Raw genomic sequence first — 18,410 nt, 5'->3', positions numbered from 1 at the left:
GCATTACTCCTCCTTAATCATTATTTACGTCCAAGTATCAACACGCTCTGCGGTGCAGCTTCTATCTGTCTGTCTGCACAGATTCCTTTTTTCCAACACCAGCTATCATCTGCATCGCTTAAGATTTCCCAGCCGTCATCCAAATATTTCACTTTATAACTACTTTTTTTTGCATTGTAAATTATCTTCACCTGACTCCATCTTGATGCTTCATCATTGAGCACAGTAAAACCTACTACGTCTTTTTCTTTCCACATATCCGTGATTTGTTTATAACTGTCTTTTGATTTGTCACAAAGTCCGGAGAGCTGTTTTCGAAGTGCAATCAATCCCTGATAATAATGAACCAGTTCCCTATTTTCCCATGCCTTTTCCCAGTTGATACGATTCAGGGAAATCGGTGATTTAAAGGTATTATCCTGTCCATCTTTTGTACGGGCAAATTCTTCTCCTGATAAGAAAAACAATGTTCCCTGACAAGTCATATAAACTGCCGCTGCCATTTTATTCAGCCTCATACATTCATTTTCCTCTACGACTGTCTCTTTTAATTTATCCCATAATGTATGATTGTCGTGTGCCGATACATAAGTAACAATCTGCGAAGGTGCTTTCACATTTTCAAAACCTTCTGCTTGATAAGGATTTGCACACCACGCTGTCACACTTGCAAGCATTTCATCTTCTTTTCCTTCTGCGCCGTTTATAAACCCTGCTTTCTTTGCACGTAGTGCGGAACCTTTGATTCCATCTCGGGTGCTGTCACAAAAAGCCCCGATATTTTCATCCAAAAGTCCGATATTTTCTTTTGCTGCCAGTTTTTTATTGCCTTCTACAGCTGTCTTATCCGCCGCCCATGGCTCTCCGTAAATGATCTTCTTTCCTTTTCCGTATCTCTGATCCAGTTCACTTCGGATCCGATTCATCAGATCTACATCCAGAAGTCCCATCAGGTCAAAGCGGAATCCGTCAATATGATATTCCTCTGTCCAGTAAAGCACTGATTCCAGAATATATTTCGCACACATCTCTCTTTCGCTTGCAACATCATTTCCACATGCAGAACCATCGGAGATCTTCCCATCCGGAAATACCCGGTAAAAATACCAAGGTACAGTTCTCTGAAACCAGGAGTCCAGTGAATAAGTATGGTTGTAGACAACATCCATGATTACACCAAAACCAGCTTCATGAATTGCCTGGATCATTTCTTTCATTTCCCGAATTCTAACTTCACCATGTCTGGCATCTGTCGCATAGGAGCCCTCCGGCACATTGTAATTGACTGGATCGTACCCCCAATTGAATTCAGTATCTTCCCCTGCTTCATTTACAGAACCATAGTCATACATCGGCATGATCTGAATGTGTGTCACCCCGAGTTCTTTTAAATAATCCAGACCGGTCGGATGAATCCCATCCTTATTCAAAGTCGTATGTTTGCACGTAAATGCTTTGTATTTCCCACGATATTCTTCCGGAAAACCACCCGCCTTATCCCATGAAAATTCTTTTACGTGAAGTTCATATACGATTCTCTCCGGTCCTTCTTCTGGTGTCTGATCTTTTTCCCATCCTTTTGGATTGGTCTTTTTCAGATTCACTGCCATGCTGCGCAATCCGTTAACTCCGCATGCCTTTGCATATGGGTCTGCTGATCGGACTTCTTCGCCATTGCGTGTAATCAGATAATCATAATAAACACCGTGAAGTTCTTCTTTGCTCTCCCAACTCCACACACCCTTTTCTTCTTTTTTCATCGGAATCTGCTTGTATGCATTTCCTCCATCTCCTGTCTGATACAGGTTTAAACTAATGCATTCCGCCTGTGGTGACCACAGGCGGAATGTCGTTCCTTCTTCTGTACATTCTACGCCAAGATTATTTTCCTCATAAATATAATTTTCAAGAAACTCTTTTGTAGAATAATATTTTTTTAATTCTATTTTATCTTTCATCATCTTTCTTATCCTTTCACTGCACCTGATACTCCATCTACATAGTATCTCTGCATGAACAAGAACAGAATCGCAATCGGAATTGAAATCAGAACTGCCCCAGCTGCAAAACTGGTGTACCAACTGTCAATATATTCTTTTTCCAACATTTTCCAAAGTCCAATTGCAATCGTATACTGGTCTGAGTTTGCTCTGCAGATTACCTTTGCAAAAATGAAATCGAGCCACGGAGCCATGAAAGATGTCAGCACTGTATATACAATGATCGGCTTACTAAGTGGCAGTGTGATCTTGCTGAAAATCTGCCATCTGGTACATCCATCCAAAAGTGCAGCTTCATCAATTGCAACCGGAATTGTATCAAAGAATCCTTTTGCAATCTGGAAACTCAGTCCTGCACCACCGGAATAACATAAGATCAGAGCCAGTTTAATCAGGTTTCCTTCTGTAAGTCCCATCGCCTTTAAGATAAAGTACACAGCGATCATGGACATAAATCCCGGGAACAATCCCAAAATCATTGCCATGTTCATATATGGTTTTCTCATTTTAAATTTCAGTCTGGACAAACAGTAGGAAACTGCCAGCACATAAAATGCTGATAAAATACAGGAACAAATTGCAATAAACAATGTGTTCATAAACATCTGCGGGAAATTCAAAATGGATGTATCAGTAAACAGTTTTATATAGTTGTCAAGCGTAAATGCTTTCGGGAAGAAGGTTGATACGTAAGAGCCTTTTTCCGCACGGAAGCTCGTCAGAATTACCCATGCAATTGGGAAAAGCCAGATAATTGCCAACACCGCAAGAACAATATGTACGATCGTATTGTTGATCATTTTCTTCTTTTTTGCAGATTGTAATTTCTTTCCTGCCATGATTAAAATCCTCCTTCTTCTTTATAGGATTTACTGTTACGGTATGTAAGAAGGCAACCGATTGCCAGAATGATAAAGGTCATAATTCCGATTACCGCACCAATGTTATAGTACTGTTTATCAATTGTCAGTTTGTAAAGCCATGTAACCAGAAGGTCTGTCTTACCTGCAGTTGAAGAAAGGTTTGTTACCGGATCTCCTCCTGAAAGAAGATAAATGACATTGAAGTTATTGACATTTCCCGTAAAGGTTACAATCAGATACGGTGTTGTCACATACAACATATATGGCAGCGTGATCTTTGTAAATGTCTGGAATGCATTTGCTCCATCCACTTTTGCGGCTTCATAAAGTTCTCCCGGGATGTTCTGAAGTACACCTGTCAGCTGAAGCAGTGTATACGGTACTCCTACCCAGACATTGATGATGATAACAGTCACTCTCGCCCATGTCGCATCTGTAAAAAACGGAAGGCTTGCATCACTTGCAATCAATCCAATATTTCTGAGAAGTACGTTGACCGCTCCTTCCGGCTGCAACATGGTACGCATGATCAAAAGAGATACAAACATCGGCACTGCACAGGAAAGAACAAAACAAAATCTCCAGAATCCTTTTGCTTTTGTTCCCTTTCTGTTAATCAGAAGGGAAAGGATCATTCCAAAAATATAATTGCTGAAAGTTGCAAAAAACGCCCAGATGATCGTCCATCCCAAAACAGACCAGAAGGTACTTCCAAGAATACTTTCGGAATCAAACAATGTCTTGAAATTATCAAGTCCCACCCAGTCAAACAGCATCAGATGGTTGCCGATACGGCTGTAATTAGTAAATGCCATACAGATCATGAACACCAACGGAAGTACAGTAAACACAAAGATGAATGCCGTTGGTGGCGTCATAAACAAGCGATACAGATTCTCATGCAGAAAGGATTTCAGATCTTCTGCAAATGTATTTACATGCATTCCCGCTTTCTGAATACATTCTGCTTTATATGCACTTCTTAAGGTTCCTCTCCATACAAGGATCATAAGAATTGTCAACAAGATTGTCGCCACACCATAAAGTAAAATCAGAACGGACTGATCTCCTTTTGTGTAAATATAGATTTGCTTCGCTTCATCCCATACTTCTTGCTGCTGCACAGTTCCAAGTGTCCGTAAACCACCGATAAACCCAATTCCATTTACTGCCATAAAGACGATGTAGGCAATTTCAACTGCCAGATACAAAAGTCCTTTGATAATCTGACCATGTACAATGTTTCCAAATCCCATCAGAATCATGGAAAGCTTAGTCTCTACTCCACCTTTTTTCACTGCATTTTTGCAGGTATATGGCGTTGGAAATTCATTGATTTTTTTCTTAAACATACTCATTCCGCTCACCTCTTAATTAATTCCATTGCTGTTCATTGCTTCATTCATTGCTTCCGTCTGTTCTTCGGCATTTTCGTGTGTCACACTCTTGTTACGAATTCCTTTTCCCATATTCTCGACCGGTGTCCAGCAATTACTCATGGACGCCACGAACGGCTGGAGTATTGATGTATTATTAAAGGTATCATTCTGTGCCTGAACAAGAGGATCGGATGCAATATCCTTTTCTTTCAGAAGTTCTGTATTACATGGAATCACGGTTCTCATCTCGTAGTGTGCTCTCTGTGCATCACTTCCTCCCAGATAAACAGCAAGTGCAACTGCCTGTTCCATACATTCACTATGTGCATTAACTCCGATTGCCTTTGAACCGGCATATGCAAGCATCTGCTTCTCTTGTCCGTTAATTGTATAGGTCGGAAGCGATGAAACTCCCATATTATCTCCAAGTGCTTCTTTTATTGCATTTGCATCCCACGATCCGGTAAACATTGCCTTTACACTGCCATCACGAAGTCCTGCAAGTCCTGATCCATCTGCGTCAATTTTAAAATTTGGATTTGCTGCCAGATCAATTGCATAATTGGTTGCATCCACTGCCTTTTCTCCTGCAAAATCAACTCCTTTTGACTCATCTGTTCCATCTCCAAACAAGGTGCATCCATTTCCCAGATAGAATGCCGGAAGATACCACGAATTAGTGAATGGGAAGGATACTGTTCCTTTTTCCAGCATCGTATCCAGATTTTTCACATCTTCTTCTGAAAATACAGACTTGTCATAAAACATATACCAGGTATTAGTTGTAAACGGAACCCCGTAAAGTTCTCCGTCAACCGTCAACGAATCTAGAAGCTCTTCCGAGTTGGTTGATTCAATCTCTTCTTTATACTTTCCACCAAATTTTGCTACTGCATCCGCATCTGTAAGCGATGTGATCCTATCATTTGCATACAAAAATACATCTGCGCTTGCTTCCGGATCCTGTGCCACCTGATCTGCGGCAGTCGCTTCGTCAGCTACTCCATAGACAAATGTAATATCCCATTCCGGGTGCTCTTTTGCAAAATTGTTACACATTGTCTGAAGCCATTCACCACTGTCTTTTGACTGATCTTCGGATGGAGACCATACCATCAGTCTGACTTTTTCTGACCTTTTATCCGCCGTACTGCTCCCGCATCCGGTTAGTGCTGCTGCCACCAGCGTTACAGTCATGATTCCTGTTAGAAATGTTGCTAGCCCTCTTTTCATCGTCTTTCTTCCTTTCATTTTCTGTTTCGTATTGTTTCGTTAAACTTAATATACGTCTTTTTCAATTTTTCGTCAATCTCTTTTCAATCCGCTTCTTTTTTTTGTTATTTTTTCACATTTCCCACCTTGTTTTTTTGTGCATTATTTTTTATTTTCTTGTTTTCGAAACTCGTCTAAACTTTTATTCTTCCTATAGTTCATTGCTTTTTACTATATCATTGTATATAATAAAATAAGATTTATTTTCCTACTTCATGAAAGGATCACATATTATGACTACAATCCAAGATATTGCTGATAAGATGAATGTTTCCAAGAGTACTGTATCCAAAGCACTCAATGATGCACCTGATATCAGCGAAACTTTACGGAAACAGGTTTTAGAAACTGCTGTAGCCCTGGGTTATACTAAACTACGTCGTTATAAGAAACCCGTAAAAAAAATCTGTATTATAACAGAAAAAGAGAATATACAATACGAAGAGCCACATCATTTTGCCTATGACATTCTGCTTGGTTTTCGCCAAATGGCTGAACCAGCCGGTTTTGATATTGAAATCGTACCTGTGGACGTTCAAATGCAACGGAACCAACGTTATGATGTTTTTATGTTGGAGCATGATTACGTAGGAGCTTTTGCAATCGGCTTTTCCCTGAACGACCCTTGGATTCAGGATTTTAAAACCAGCCACACTCCTGCCGTGCTTTTCGATAACTATATTATTGGGAATCCTTCTACTGCTTATGTAGGTATTGATAATGATGAGGGAATGGAACTTGCTGTCTCTTATCTTGCCGGACTTGGTCATCGTAAGATTGCCTATCTCAGCGGTTCTCTTGGCTCTCAGATTCTTCAGATACGACATGCAGCCTTTCTCCGTGCCATGCACCAGCATGGACTGAAGACTTCTTCTGATTCTACCGGCTGCTCTTATTATTTGTCTGAATGTATGGAAAAGCACCTGCCTCGGTTTCTGGAAAAAGGAATGACTGCTATCATCTGTAGTCAGGACACTCTTGCCAATTCAGCCCTTATCCAGTGTCAACAACTAGGATACAAGGTGCCTGAGGATGTCAGTATTATTGGATTTGATGATATTCCGATTGCAGCATATACGTCTCCTCCATTGACTACAGTCAGACAAGACCGGCTTGAACTTGGGAAAAGCGGGTTCTTTGCACTATCAAGCCTGCTTAATAGCATTTCAATCAGTACATTTTTGTTACATGCGCAGCTAATTGAACGAAAATCTACGGGAGAAGTTCCTGTGACATAATATTTATCTAATTATTTTTATACAAAAAGGTTAGGAAACTCCCTTTCGGTTGTTTCCTAACCTTTTTTGATGGCATCTTTTATATTTTCCCAGTCCTATCCTAACCATATACCCAGCTTATTTTTTTCTATATTTTAACGGAGAAACTCCATATGTTTTTTTGAAGCTTCTGATAAAATAGCTTACATTCTGATATCCACTCTGCATTGCGATCTCTGTAACAGGAGTATCCGTATCTTGTAACAGCTGTTTTGCATGCTCTAACCGTAAATGTGTTATATATTGCGAAAGTGTAATATGAAAATGTTCCTTAAAATATCGCGATATATATTTTTCCGAAAGATGAAACTGCTCACCGAACTCTTTTAATGATATCTTTTCCATAAAATTCTGCTGTATATATGAAATCATTTCTTTTTCTATCGTATTTCTCCCGCTTTTATCATTTTCGATTACAAAGCCCCTCTCCCACATTTCAAGAATAAATTGTAAAAGAATTATTTTTGTCTTTATCTGAGCAGATATTATGGACTCAGTTTTCTTATTTTTTGCCACATATATTTCAACCAACTGCTCACATAGTTCTTTTGCTGTATCTTTTACTCTTGGACTTATCATCAGATGACCATTTTTTAACGGCTCCAGTAATTTAGCATCCAACATGTCATTTATACAAAAAGATATGTATTTTAACGGAAAAAGGAAAGTAAAATAATCCACTGTACCAGTCTGTGAACCCATAAAATGCAGATTACCCGGCGACACTACAAAAGCATCCCCGGGGGTTCCAATATAATTTTCTCCTGATATACTAACAGTCAAAAAACCACTTTTTATATATATAATTTCCAGTTCATCATGCCAATGAACCGGTATCTGAAATGATCGTTCTTCATTTTTTATATGATATGTACTAAACGGATCATCCTTTGTACCATGTGGTTTATTTTCCTTTAATTCAAAGTACATAATCTCTCCTATACTTCTATAAGACCTTTACTTTTCCATTTTCCACTCTTCCATCTAAGTACCATTCCCACTGCTCTCGCACATTCGTCACCTGCCATAGCAATATATGCTCCTACAGCCAGAAGTCCCATGTGTATTCCGAGAAAATAGGTTCCGCCAACTGCAAACAAATACATAAATATCGCACCTAATATAACCGGAAAAAATGCGTCTCCGCTCGTTTTTAACGCCTGCCCATATACAAGGTTTGTTACCCTTCCAAGTTCAAGAAATATATCTACTATTAACAACTTTACCACAAGATTTATCATCTGTATATCATCCGTAAATATATGCACGATAAAATGTCCGGCAAATGCAAATGTCACGGAAAAGCATGTCGCTGTGATGATACCATATATCGCAGCTTTTCTCGTCCCCCTGTTACATTCCTCAAACTCTTTTGCTCCAATTCTCCAGCCGGTCATAATTGCATTTGCCTGAGCAAGGGCAGCTCCCACGCAATACGAGAAATTTGCAATCTGTATCGCATATGAACGCGCTGTAACATTCATTCCATCCACATCCATCTGATTCATAAAACGCACTATAAATGTCATTGCGATGTTGTAAAGTGCTGTTTCAAGCGCAGAAGGAAAACCAATCTTAACAATCTGTGCAAATATCTTTCTTGATGTAATTCGCTCAGGACTCTGCTTTGCTTTTATAAGTACAGCCCCCATGCCGGCTACAATAATAAGATTTACAACTCTCGAAATAACCGTGGCAACAGCAACTCCCATCACACCCCAGTTGAATGCAAATAAAAATACTGAATTAAGTATTATATTGAGAACATTTCCAACAACCGTTCCTATCAAAGAATGTTTTGTATATCCAAACACTCTCAAATAACTGGAGAAAATAGGAATCAGTGCATTTAAAAAACATGTGCCGCCAACAATTCTAAGATATATTTCAGCCGGCTCAAGCAAAGCCGGAGCAATACTTACGATTCTAAGTATCCCACCAGAAAAAGTAGCAAGAACGACAGACATTACGATACCTATCAATGCGTTGAATATAAGTCCAAGTTGCCTTGCCTGATATGCTATCCCCGGTCTTCCAGCTCCGATATTTTGTGACATAACGGCTATCATACCCGATGATATTACTCCAAACATAATAATAAAAACACCTATATATGTATTTGCTGTTCCCACTGCTCCTACAGCCTGATCACTTACAGATGATAGCATAAGCGTATCAACCATACCTGAAAGCATATAAAATAAAGTTTCTAAGCATATTGGCACAGATAGCTGTGTTAATGTTTTTCTTTCCGCTGCCATAGTTTTTCTCCTCACATACAATTCAAGAATACTATATCAATAATACGATATATTTCTATGTAATTCTTGTATAATATCATGTGAAAATTGCACTATTTCTACTTTATCTTAAAGAATACTGGGTGCGAGCTATATGGAATAAAAGAAAAAGACTACAGTTTATATTCTGTTCAATACATTTAGTCGGCGTTATAACAATTGATTACTCATGCTTACAAGGATTTGCAAATCAGGATAACTTTTTCCGTTTTCCCACTTTGAAACAGTTTGCCTGGTAACATGAAATAATTTACCAAACTCCTCTTGTGTTAATTGATTGTCTTTATTCTTTTAACACCAGTTCTTTTTCTTATTTTCTATACAGTTTTCCAGTCTTCTACACTAAGGATTGCTTCATGTTCGCGTCCACCTGCATGGTAGTAGATATCCTGAAATTCTGCATATTTTTTTAGTTTGTCCTTCTGTGCATCCAAGCTGTAACCATCAACCTGAATTGCTGTTGATACACGAGTATATATGTAGCATTTTGTTTTCTTTTTCAATAACCTAACCTCCCAGTTTATTCATTTGTCAATTTTCCCGACTGCTCAGCTAACTTCTTTTCTTCTCTCTTTACCCTACGTTCTAATTTTTTAATATCTTCTGATGCGGGCAAATTTTCTGGCTTAATCCCCCTCTGCCCCAGCATATCCCTAACTGACGTATTATTTTCAACATGCTCAACAGTAATAGCCGTCTCACCCTGTAAGTCTTTTTCTTCAACATTATAATTTGTCATTTCAGTTGCAAGGTTCTTTGCAGCAATAGTAAGTGTTGGTAAAAAATCTGCAAGCGGCCTTTTATCTTGCACTCCTAAACGTTCTTTCATTTGTTTTGTAGTGAATCCTCCAAATAAAGCCTGATCCCCCTTAGATCGGATACGTCCAAATCCAGCATCATCAACTCCACGTTCATATATATTTTGAGACAGTCGTTTTTCAGATTCTCGAAGCTTTCCTCTTGCCTCAGTTCTTTCAATATAAGAAATCCTTTCTTCTATCAATTCCTGTTTTCTTGTTTGAACTGCAAAATAGCTTTGTGCAAAAGCGATCTGTTCTTTACGAGGATCTCCGTTCTCTGCAATAAGATAACATGCATAACGTGTAAGCATATAATCTTCTACTTCTCTATTTGCGCCACTTCCCAGAATAACCATTTTACTGGCATCAGCAAAATGGTCCTCTACTACAATGCCATTATTTGCGCAAGCAACTTTTGCCTTTAATAAAACATTTTCAAAATTTTGCCATTTTGAATAATCTAGCAAATGCATTAATTCACGTGCATACCAAAATTCAACTCCGTTTTCTTCATGCCTAATTTCATCAAATCTTTTCTTATAATTCATTATCATTTTCTTTTCCATATTAGACTTTCTCCTCCCACATTAAACCATTTTACTGACGTCAGTAAAATGGTCTATTCCTCTTTTTCCCTCAGTTTGTCATAATACGCTTTATACCTATAAATCGTCCGCTCACTGACATTGTTCCTCTTCGCAATTTCTACCATTGTCATGCCGCTCTCATACCCAACAACAAAATCATTATAAATTGCCATCCACTTGGCGTTATGTTTCTGACGACCGCTTAACTTACGATTTCTGTAATACTCCAATTCCTCCCGAAGTTCTGCATTCTCTTTTTCCAACTCCTCAATTCTTTTTAATGCCTCTTCAAGTGTTACAGTTTTCTCCATTACTCTGTCCTCCGTTCATGTCATTTTCGTTTTGTCTATATTATAAATACCTATGTCACTTTAGTCAATTCGATTATGTCATGTCGTATCATTTTTTACAATAGCTTTCATACAATCGAAATACCACTGATATCTTTTACAGGCTAAACTTCTCCAAAAGCAGTCATCCTGTATGTTTTTTATCCAATCACGTAAAATCCATTTTCTTTTTATTGCCGGTCCATATTTTAAGATCAATGCTGTCACAACATCCACACATCTCTCAAATCAGTCTTAATACATCAGTATTATTACCTTGTCCCTTGAACACTTCCATATCTGCAAAAAGGACATCCCCTGACCTATAAAATCTATAGTTCCGGAATGTCCTTTTTTCCATACTTTACTATATTTTTAACACATGATGCTGCTTATCCACAATCTATATGATTCCAAAATGTCTAAACGCCTGCATAATTGCATCTTCCTTCTCTGGTGTACACTGTGGCTGTCTCGCATTCTCTGATTTAGCCGGATTGAAGTTCTCACCGACATCTAATCCACACTTCTTCTTAATCTGTGCGATATACAGTGATGAAACCTTCAGTCCTGTCTTTTCAAGTACATATGCCTTTATCTGCTCATAAGTTGCTTTTCCCTTAAATTCAGATAAATCCATATCCTCCAGAGAGAAGTCCACTTTCACTTTTCTGCTATCGACCATTCCCTTGGAAAGCAAGACAACCGTCTCACAGAACATATTTTATCGCAAGGCTTTTAAAAATGGAATAGATTTTACCAAACGACAGTTTTCAAAAAACTTATATCGGTTGCATTTTGTCAAAAGCACAAAACCTTTTGAAGCCAAGTGCTTTTAATTCCTGTTATGATACTGAGGATATCCCAGCAATACTTGCTATCCCTGATACCTTATTCTTTCTACCAGCGTTTCCTTTTTCAGATTACTGCTTAAAACACAGGAAAGCACAATTTGTAGAATACCAACCAGAAGAATCATAACAAGAATCGGGATAAGAGGAACGTGATAAACGTTCATTCCAAAAATCCCATTATGCTTCGCATAGGAAAACAGTGCATAGCCAAGGGGCAGACCGGCAGCAAGTGCGACGCAGATGGTGCCAACCGTAAAAATCAAGCCCTGTATTTGTAAGCTCAGATTCAACTGCCTATTGGTCATGCCTACCGCTTGCAGCACACCGTATTCCTGCTTCTTCGTGGTGATATTGATGATCATGGTGTTTGCCAGATTCATAAACCCAATGAGACCGACAATAGCCATAAACAGATAGCAGCCAAGCTTCATCATACGGCTTGCGTATTCTGCAGATTGTAACTGTGCATGATAAGTATCCATTTTTATATGCGAAGTATTAGAAATCAAAGTATTCAGACTTTGTTCTACAGATGCCACATCTTTTTTATCACAGTCCACCCACAGATAGCCATAGGCTGTTCCTCTCGGATTCATGGAACGATATACACCTTCCGGAATGACAAGATAAGTGTCCGCACTTACAAAAGATCCTGCAATCTTTCCCTGATAAGTATAGGTTCCACTTCCATTCTCAAAGTCAAATGCAATGGATTCACCCGGAGCATATCCATCTTGTTCCATCCACGTTGACCAGCCAAAGAAAATATCACCATTCTTTACCGCCTGATCATAGTCCATAGAGCCAATATCCCCGTCTTGGCGCATAAAATCAAAATCATTTTTACTCACAATAGTAGCCGGAAATCTTGTTCCGTTCAGATTTACAGAGACAATCTCTCTCGTCATGACATCTGTCACTCCTGGAATGCTTTTGATTTCTTCAATCATTGAATCATTCAGTGGGTTGTTCTGTAGGATTGTGTCCAGATTATTCTCCGAATAGGATTCATCATAATTCTGGGAATAATCCAACTGCAACTCAAATTGTCCATGGTTGATTGCAATCCGCGCCTCGTGCTCCGTGTCAATATTTCCAACATAATTAGAGATAATTACAAACAATACACAGGAAAGCCCCATGGTAAGAATCGTAGCAATGGCTCTTTTCGGATTGCCTGTCACATTTGCCATTGCCATGGAGAAAACGGTGACATCTTTTCTGCCTTTTCGTCTGCCCTGTTTTTGCGTTTTGGAGCCGTCAAGATACCGTGTCGCTTCGATGGGTGAAATCCGGGAAACAATTTTCATGGGTTTGCGCAGAGCCAAAACGACCGTAAGAAACGATACAAAAATGCAGATGAGCATAATTGTCAGTGAAAACAGAGGCACCTGATGGTTCTTGATTCCGGATGATACCAGATTTCCCTGCTCCACCAGCCAGTTGAAGCTGACTTTTGCAATCAGGAAACCAAACAGCAGACCCAGCGGTATCGAAGGAACCGCCAGAAGAATGCCCTCACGAAAGATCAACTGCTTCATCTGCTTTCTGGTTGCACCCAGCGCCTTGATTTTTCCGTACTCCTGAACCTTCTGGGCGATCCCGACCTGGAAGATATTATAAATGACCACAACGGAAAACAGCACGATTCCGAGGATCAGGGTTCCACAAACCACAATCATTTCATAGCTCGGCTGCAATACCCACTGCAGGTAGAGGTCATTGATGATCACGTTTTTCTGGTCAATGCCACAGGAATCCGCGATTTCTTTTATAACAGGCGCAACATTATTCATAGATACATTTGCAGAATCGCTCAAGGTAAAATAGATATTATATTGCCTGTCACCCTCCGCAACACGCTCATTATAAAAATCCTGCGAACCGAATACAACATAGGAAGCCTCGATGGTATACTCATCCCGATCATATAGGATTCCGCTGACAGTAAATTCCACCGGTGCGTATTCCGACTGCATGCCGGAACGGTACTCCAATGTTACGGTGTCTCCGACCTTTACATCATGGTATCCCTCTGCATCAAAGAAAGCGCGTCCTGCGGCAATTTCCTGCGCCTTTTCCGGATAGGTACCTTCCTTCAACACATATTCCTGATTATAGGGAAGCATTTTCCTGACCGTTTCATCCGCACTGACAAAGCCGCCATTTTCATTTCCTTTCAGGATGCCCTCCGTACACATGATGCCAATATCAGATATCTCAGCTCTGCGTTCCACTTCTTTTAATTGCGTACCATCTGCGGCGATAAACAGGCCATAATTGCTTCCATATGAGCCTGCCGCCTGACTTTTCTGTAAACGGATCATTCCATTTCCCACAGTACTGATAATCACAAGCAGCATCGTAGTCAGACATATGGACATCATAATCAGTATACTTCTTGTCTTGTTCTTTTTGTCATTGCTATATGCAATTCTGCTTATTGTCTTCATCTGAAATCCACCACCTGTCCGTCCTCAATCACCAGAATACGGTCAGCGACCTGTGCAATTTCGTCATCATGGGTAATCATTACAATTGTCTGTCCATATTTTTTTGCTGTCATCTTAAGCAGGGCGATCACCTCATCACTGGTCTTGGAATCAAGATTTCCTGTCGGCTCATCTGCAAATATAATTTCCGGACGATTCACCAGTGCTCTTGCAATTGCTACTCTCTGCTGCTGTCCTCCGGATAACTGATTTGGCAGATTATAAATCCGGTTTTCAATCCCCAGAGTTGCAATAATATCATTTACATACGCTTCATCCACTTTTCTTCCATCCAGCCCCAGTGGCAGTACAATATTTTCCCAGACATTAACAGATGAAACCAGATTAAATGCCTGAAAAACAAATCCGATTTTTCTTCTGCGGAAAACAGCAAGGGCATCTTCCTTCATCCTGTATAAATCTTTCCCTGCTAAAGTAACACTGCCTTTTGTCGGGGTGTCTAGCCCTCCAAGCATATGAAGTAATGTACTTTTACCGGAACCTGACTTTCCAACAATTGCGACAAATTCTCCCTGCTCAATCTGAATGTCCACCTGATTGACCGCTTTGACCTGATTCTCACCTGCGCCATAAAACTTACAAAGCTGCTTGGTTTCTAATATCACACTCATGTGTTGCCTCCTTTTCAATTCTGTAAAGCGTACCTTTTCAGCACGCTTTCTTTGCCTGTTTATATATCATTTTTCAACCTACATGCTGATTGTAGCAATATAATCTTTCATTTCACTTTCAAAAAGTGGGCAGAAGTCTTACAGAATTGTAAGATTTCTGCCCAATTAAAATTTAACCAACATATGGTAATTGAATCACAAACGTACTTCCTTTTTTCTTTTTGCCGGAGATTACCGTGATCATACCTCCGTGTTTTTCGATAATTTCTCTCGATAGAAAAAGTCCGATTCCCGTGCCACTCTCTTCCCTGACCTCCCTGGAACCTCCTCTGTAAAATCGTTGAAAAATTTTGTGATACTCATTCTGCGGAATACCGATTCCCTGATCCTCAATTTCCATTCTTACAAGATCGTTTCTTTTTTGTAACCGGATAAATATTTTTGAACCACCCGGACTATACTTGATTGCATTATCCAAAACGTTGATCACAGCTTCACCAAGCCACCTTTTATCCTGCATAACCATGCATGTTTCCAGCTCTTTTGCATAGTCAAAAACGAATTCAATTTCTTTCTCATCCGCTTTTGGATAAGTACGGTTCACAGCAGATATGACAGTATCCATTAGTGGAAGTTTTTTCTTATTAATCTGAATCAGTCCGGTTTCCATCTTGGATATTTCAAGAAGCGACTGCAATAATGTCTCCAGTCCATCCAGAGCGCTCCGACAACGGATGCGAAACTCCTCCTGTTCTGTGGCACTTAAGTCATTCTGCATCAGCACACTAAAACATGTATCCAAAGCTGCAACCGGTGTCTTTAACTGGTGAGAGATATCAGAAACCATTTCTTTCGTGCTCTCTTTTTCTTCCCGTGCTTCTTCCTTTAGCAACTGAATATGATGTCCGATTGCTTCAATCTGGTCATTCAATTTTTCCAGTTCAGCGTGATTTTCTGTTTTCAGTAAATCATCAAATTTATTTTCACGGAATCTGATCAGAATTTCTTCTAACTGGTCTAAAATTTTCTGATGACACGCATCTTCTTTTTTCTTCCAATAAAATAAAAAAGTCAATAGAAGCACACATATCACAGTGCTTACAGCACCGGTCACCATAACCTGATGCCGGAATTGCGAATAAAATGCATTCCCTTTATTCCCCCAGTATCCATATTGCTCCAATAATCGCCTTCCCTGTTCGTTCGTTTCAATATCCTTATCCTTAAGCAATTCCGAAACAGCATCCAGCCCGGAAAATTCTTCCTTTGCAGCAATCTCTGTCATAAGATTCATTTTATATTTATAATCTTCATAAAACACATACGTGGTAAAGCAATTTAATATTGCAAACAATAATATGACAGGTAATACCAAGGAGAGCACTACTGTAATCTTCTTGCGATATCTCTTTGTCACTGCCTTACCTCCTGATTCCATATATACCCAAGACCTCTGATATTCTTTATATAGACCGGTGCAGCCGGATTGTCTTCGATTTTCTCACGGAGTCTTCTGATATTGACAGCGATTGTATTTTCATCCACAAAATCCCCTTCCAGATCAAACACATTTTCCAATATTTGTGTTTTTGAAAGAATCTGTTTCGGATTCTGAAGAAAAAAAGTCAGCATTTTCAACTCCGTTTTTGTCAGACTGATTTCACGACTCTTTATCAGGACTTTCATTTCTCCTGCGATAAATACGATATCTCCCGAAATCATCTTTCCGGCTTCCGTTTTCTCCTGTCTGCGGCGGAAATGTGCTTCTATTTTCAAAAGAAGTACCGAAAGACTAAACGGCTTTGTAATATAATCATCTGCCCCTGCTTCATATCCCATGACCTGATCCATCTCCTGATCTAGTGCTGTAAGACAAATAATGTATGTATTATAATTGCATCTCATCCACCTTACAAATTCCAGTCCATTCCCATCCGGAAGATTCACATCACAAATGGTAACATCCACATTATTATCACTTGCAATTCTTTTCGCTTTTTTCACTGATTCTGCTGAAAAAACCTCATATCCGGATTTTTTCAGTGAAAATGTAATTCCACGATTTAAATTTTCATCATCTTCAACCACGAGTATACCTGGCATAGCATATGCACCTCTCTTTATTAACTATTCATCTTAAAATGCTTCAATGCCTCCACAATTGCACTCTCTTTATCTTCTGGACACTGCGGTTGCCTGCTATCTTCATTTTTAGGTAAATTATTTTTGTTTCAGTTGGGACAAAAGAACAACCGTCTCCACATGCACACTCATCGGAAACATATCTGTCGCCTTCACCTTCCTAATCTCATACCCATTCTCCCGCAGATACTTCACATCCCGAGCCAAAGTCGCTGAATCGCAGCTCACATATACGATCCTCTCCGGCTCCATCTGAACCATCGTATCCAGTACGCTTCTCTCACATCCTTTTCTCGGTGGATCGACTACGATCACATCCGCTCTCGCATGCTCTCCCGGATGCTCTTTTGCATAATCCGCATAATACTCCGGCAGCACTTCTTCTGCCTTTCCTACAAAAAACTCCGCGTTTGTAATCTCATTGATCTTAGCATTATGCTTTGCATCTTCAATTGCCTGCGGCACGATTTCCACGCCGTAAACTTTCTGTGCTTTCTGCGCAAGGAAAAGGGAAATCGTTCCGATACCACAATACACATCCCAAACCGTCTCTTTTCCAGTAAGCCCGGCGTATTCCAGTGCGGTTCCGTAAAGTACCTCTGTCTGTACCGGATTCACCTGATAGAAAGACAGCGGTGAAATCTGGTATTTGACATTACCGATATAATCGGTGATATACGTCTGTCCCCAGAGCGGACAAACCTTTGATCCCATGATCACATTCGTCTTTTCTTTATTGATATTATAAGTAATACTTGTCATTCCCGGAATCTTTGTCAGCTTTTTCAACAATTTTTCACTGCTAGGAAGCTTATCCCCATTAATGATCAGACAAACCATGATCTCTTTTGTTGTAAATCCATACCGGACCAGGACATGGCGCACCAGCCCTTTGTGCCGTTCCTCATCATATGCAGAAATCTTCTCTTCCCGCATGTAGTCCAGAATCTGATCCAGGATCACTTTATTCTCCGGTACTCCAAGTACGCAGTCCCTGTTCGGAACCGGGATGATCTGATGGGTTCTTCCGGCATAGAATCCGGCAATCAGATTCCCTTCTTTATCCACTCCGATCGGGAACTGTGCTTTATTCCGGTAACGGAACGGTTCCTCCATTCCTGCGATCGGCTCCATGATCTGATCCAGCAATTCTTCTTCCACACTGCCAAGACGGATCAGGTTATTTCTTACTTTTGTATTTTTAAACTCCAGCTGTTTCCGGTAATCCATCTCCTGAATCTGGCATCCGCCACAGCGTCTTGCCTCCGGACAGCGTGCAGATACACGAAATGCGGATTCTTTTACAATCCGCATTAATCTCGCATATCCGTAGTTCTTTTTTGCTTTCATTACTTTTACTTCAACGGTATCTCCAATGACTGCATCCTTGATAAACAGAGTATATCCATCAACCTTTCCGATTCCTTCACCGCCGATTCCGATATCTGTAACTTCTACCGTCACTACGTCATTTTTCTTCATT

General features: G+C 39.8%; 15 protein-coding genes and 2 pseudogenes. 1 reads left to right on the top strand and 16 read right to left on the bottom strand.

Annotation, left to right across the window (positions count from 1 at the left end):
* Positions 1 to 20: 20 nt before the first annotated feature.
* Genes pulA through PGZ10_RS04690 form a run of 4 tightly spaced genes read right to left on the bottom strand, consistent with a single transcriptional unit; the run spans position 21 to position 5,475 of the window.
* Positions 21 to 1,958, bottom strand: a complete 1,938-nt coding sequence (pulA, locus tag PGZ10_RS04705; RefSeq protein ID WP_270540859.1) for a type I pullulanase — start codon at positions 1,956 to 1,958, stop codon at positions 21 to 23.
* Positions 1,959 to 1,966: 8 nt separating this feature from the next.
* Positions 1,967 to 2,839, bottom strand: coding sequence for a sugar ABC transporter permease (locus PGZ10_RS04700; RefSeq protein WP_270540802.1), 873 nt, complete (start codon positions 2,837 to 2,839; stop codon positions 1,967 to 1,969).
* A 2-nt stretch (positions 2,840 to 2,841) separates the two neighbouring features.
* The gene (locus PGZ10_RS04695) at positions 2,842 to 4,221 is read right to left on the bottom strand and encodes a carbohydrate ABC transporter permease (RefSeq protein WP_117824206.1); all 1,380 of its coding nucleotides are present in this window, start codon (positions 4,219 to 4,221) and stop codon (positions 2,842 to 2,844) included.
* 12 nt (positions 4,222 to 4,233) lie between these two features.
* Positions 4,234 to 5,475 (bottom strand): extracellular solute-binding protein, encoded by a 1,242-nt coding sequence (locus tag PGZ10_RS04690; protein WP_117824207.1) that lies wholly within the window; start codon positions 5,473 to 5,475, stop codon positions 4,234 to 4,236.
* A gap of 272 nt (positions 5,476 to 5,747) precedes the next feature.
* Between PGZ10_RS04690 and PGZ10_RS04685 the strand changes: the two genes are divergently transcribed.
* The gene (locus PGZ10_RS04685; RefSeq protein ID WP_117557908.1) at positions 5,748 to 6,752 is read left to right on the top strand and encodes a LacI family DNA-binding transcriptional regulator; all 1,005 of its coding nucleotides are present in this window, start codon (positions 5,748 to 5,750) and stop codon (positions 6,750 to 6,752) included.
* A gap of 117 nt (positions 6,753 to 6,869) precedes the next feature.
* Here PGZ10_RS04685 and PGZ10_RS04680 read toward each other — a convergent pair whose 3' ends face one another.
* The 12 genes and pseudogenes from PGZ10_RS04680 to rlmD form a co-directional block, all read right to left on the bottom strand.
* Positions 6,870 to 7,721, bottom strand: coding sequence for an AraC family transcriptional regulator (locus tag PGZ10_RS04680; RefSeq protein WP_270540801.1), 852 nt, complete (start codon positions 7,719 to 7,721; stop codon positions 6,870 to 6,872).
* An 8-nt stretch (positions 7,722 to 7,729) separates the two neighbouring features.
* On the bottom strand, positions 7,730 to 9,052 hold the full coding sequence (locus tag PGZ10_RS04675; RefSeq protein ID WP_117824209.1) for an MATE family efflux transporter: 1,323 nt from the start codon (positions 9,050 to 9,052) through the stop codon (positions 7,730 to 7,732).
* Positions 9,053 to 9,241: 189 nt separating this feature from the next.
* Positions 9,242 to 9,355, bottom strand: a pseudogene (locus PGZ10_RS16775) (helix-turn-helix transcriptional regulator); the annotation flags it as partial.
* Positions 9,356 to 9,474: 119 nt separating this feature from the next.
* Positions 9,475 to 9,594, bottom strand: a pseudogene (locus PGZ10_RS16770) (recombinase family protein); the annotation flags it as partial.
* Between the two features lie 17 nt (positions 9,595 to 9,611).
* A complete protein-coding gene (dinD, locus tag PGZ10_RS04660) occupies positions 9,612 to 10,457 on the bottom strand; it encodes a DNA damage-inducible protein D (RefSeq protein ID WP_055247963.1) in 846 nt (281 codons plus the stop codon).
* A 53-nt stretch (positions 10,458 to 10,510) separates the two neighbouring features.
* A complete protein-coding gene (locus PGZ10_RS04655; protein ID WP_008368854.1) occupies positions 10,511 to 10,789 on the bottom strand; it encodes a helix-turn-helix domain-containing protein in 279 nt (92 codons plus the stop codon).
* A gap of 421 nt (positions 10,790 to 11,210) precedes the next feature.
* Positions 11,211 to 11,447, bottom strand: a complete 237-nt coding sequence (locus PGZ10_RS04650; RefSeq protein ID WP_044998564.1) for a hypothetical protein — start codon at positions 11,445 to 11,447, stop codon at positions 11,211 to 11,213.
* Positions 11,448 to 11,684: 237 nt separating this feature from the next.
* Positions 11,685 to 14,114 carry an ABC transporter permease gene (locus PGZ10_RS04645; RefSeq protein ID WP_270540799.1) on the bottom strand — a complete coding sequence of 810 codons (2,430 nt, stop codon included), beginning with the start codon at positions 14,112 to 14,114 and terminating at the stop codon, positions 11,685 to 11,687.
* Positions 14,111 to 14,785 carry an ABC transporter ATP-binding protein gene (locus PGZ10_RS04640; protein WP_006426335.1) on the bottom strand — a complete coding sequence of 225 codons (675 nt, stop codon included), beginning with the start codon at positions 14,783 to 14,785 and terminating at the stop codon, positions 14,111 to 14,113. The genes PGZ10_RS04645 and PGZ10_RS04640 overlap by 4 nt, the downstream gene beginning before the upstream one ends.
* Before the next feature lie 172 nt (positions 14,786 to 14,957).
* A complete protein-coding gene (locus PGZ10_RS04635) occupies positions 14,958 to 16,223 on the bottom strand; it encodes a sensor histidine kinase (protein WP_270540797.1) in 1,266 nt (421 codons plus the stop codon).
* Positions 16,199 to 16,888, bottom strand: a complete 690-nt coding sequence (locus tag PGZ10_RS04630; protein WP_008120506.1) for a response regulator transcription factor — start codon at positions 16,886 to 16,888, stop codon at positions 16,199 to 16,201. Before PGZ10_RS04630 ends, PGZ10_RS04635 begins: the two co-directional genes overlap by 25 nt.
* A 117-nt stretch (positions 16,889 to 17,005) precedes the next feature.
* Positions 17,006 to 18,409, bottom strand: coding sequence for a 23S rRNA (uracil(1939)-C(5))-methyltransferase RlmD (gene rlmD, locus PGZ10_RS04625; RefSeq protein ID WP_330672590.1), 1,404 nt, complete (start codon positions 18,407 to 18,409; stop codon positions 17,006 to 17,008).
* Between the last annotated feature and the right edge of the window lies 1 nt (position 18,410).

The organism is Coprococcus sp. AF102-57 (genome assembly GCF_027686195.1).
Lineage (GTDB): Bacteria > Bacillota > Clostridia > Lachnospirales > Lachnospiraceae > Allocoprococcus > Allocoprococcus comes.
This window is presented reverse-complemented; position numbering and strand designations above follow the sequence as displayed.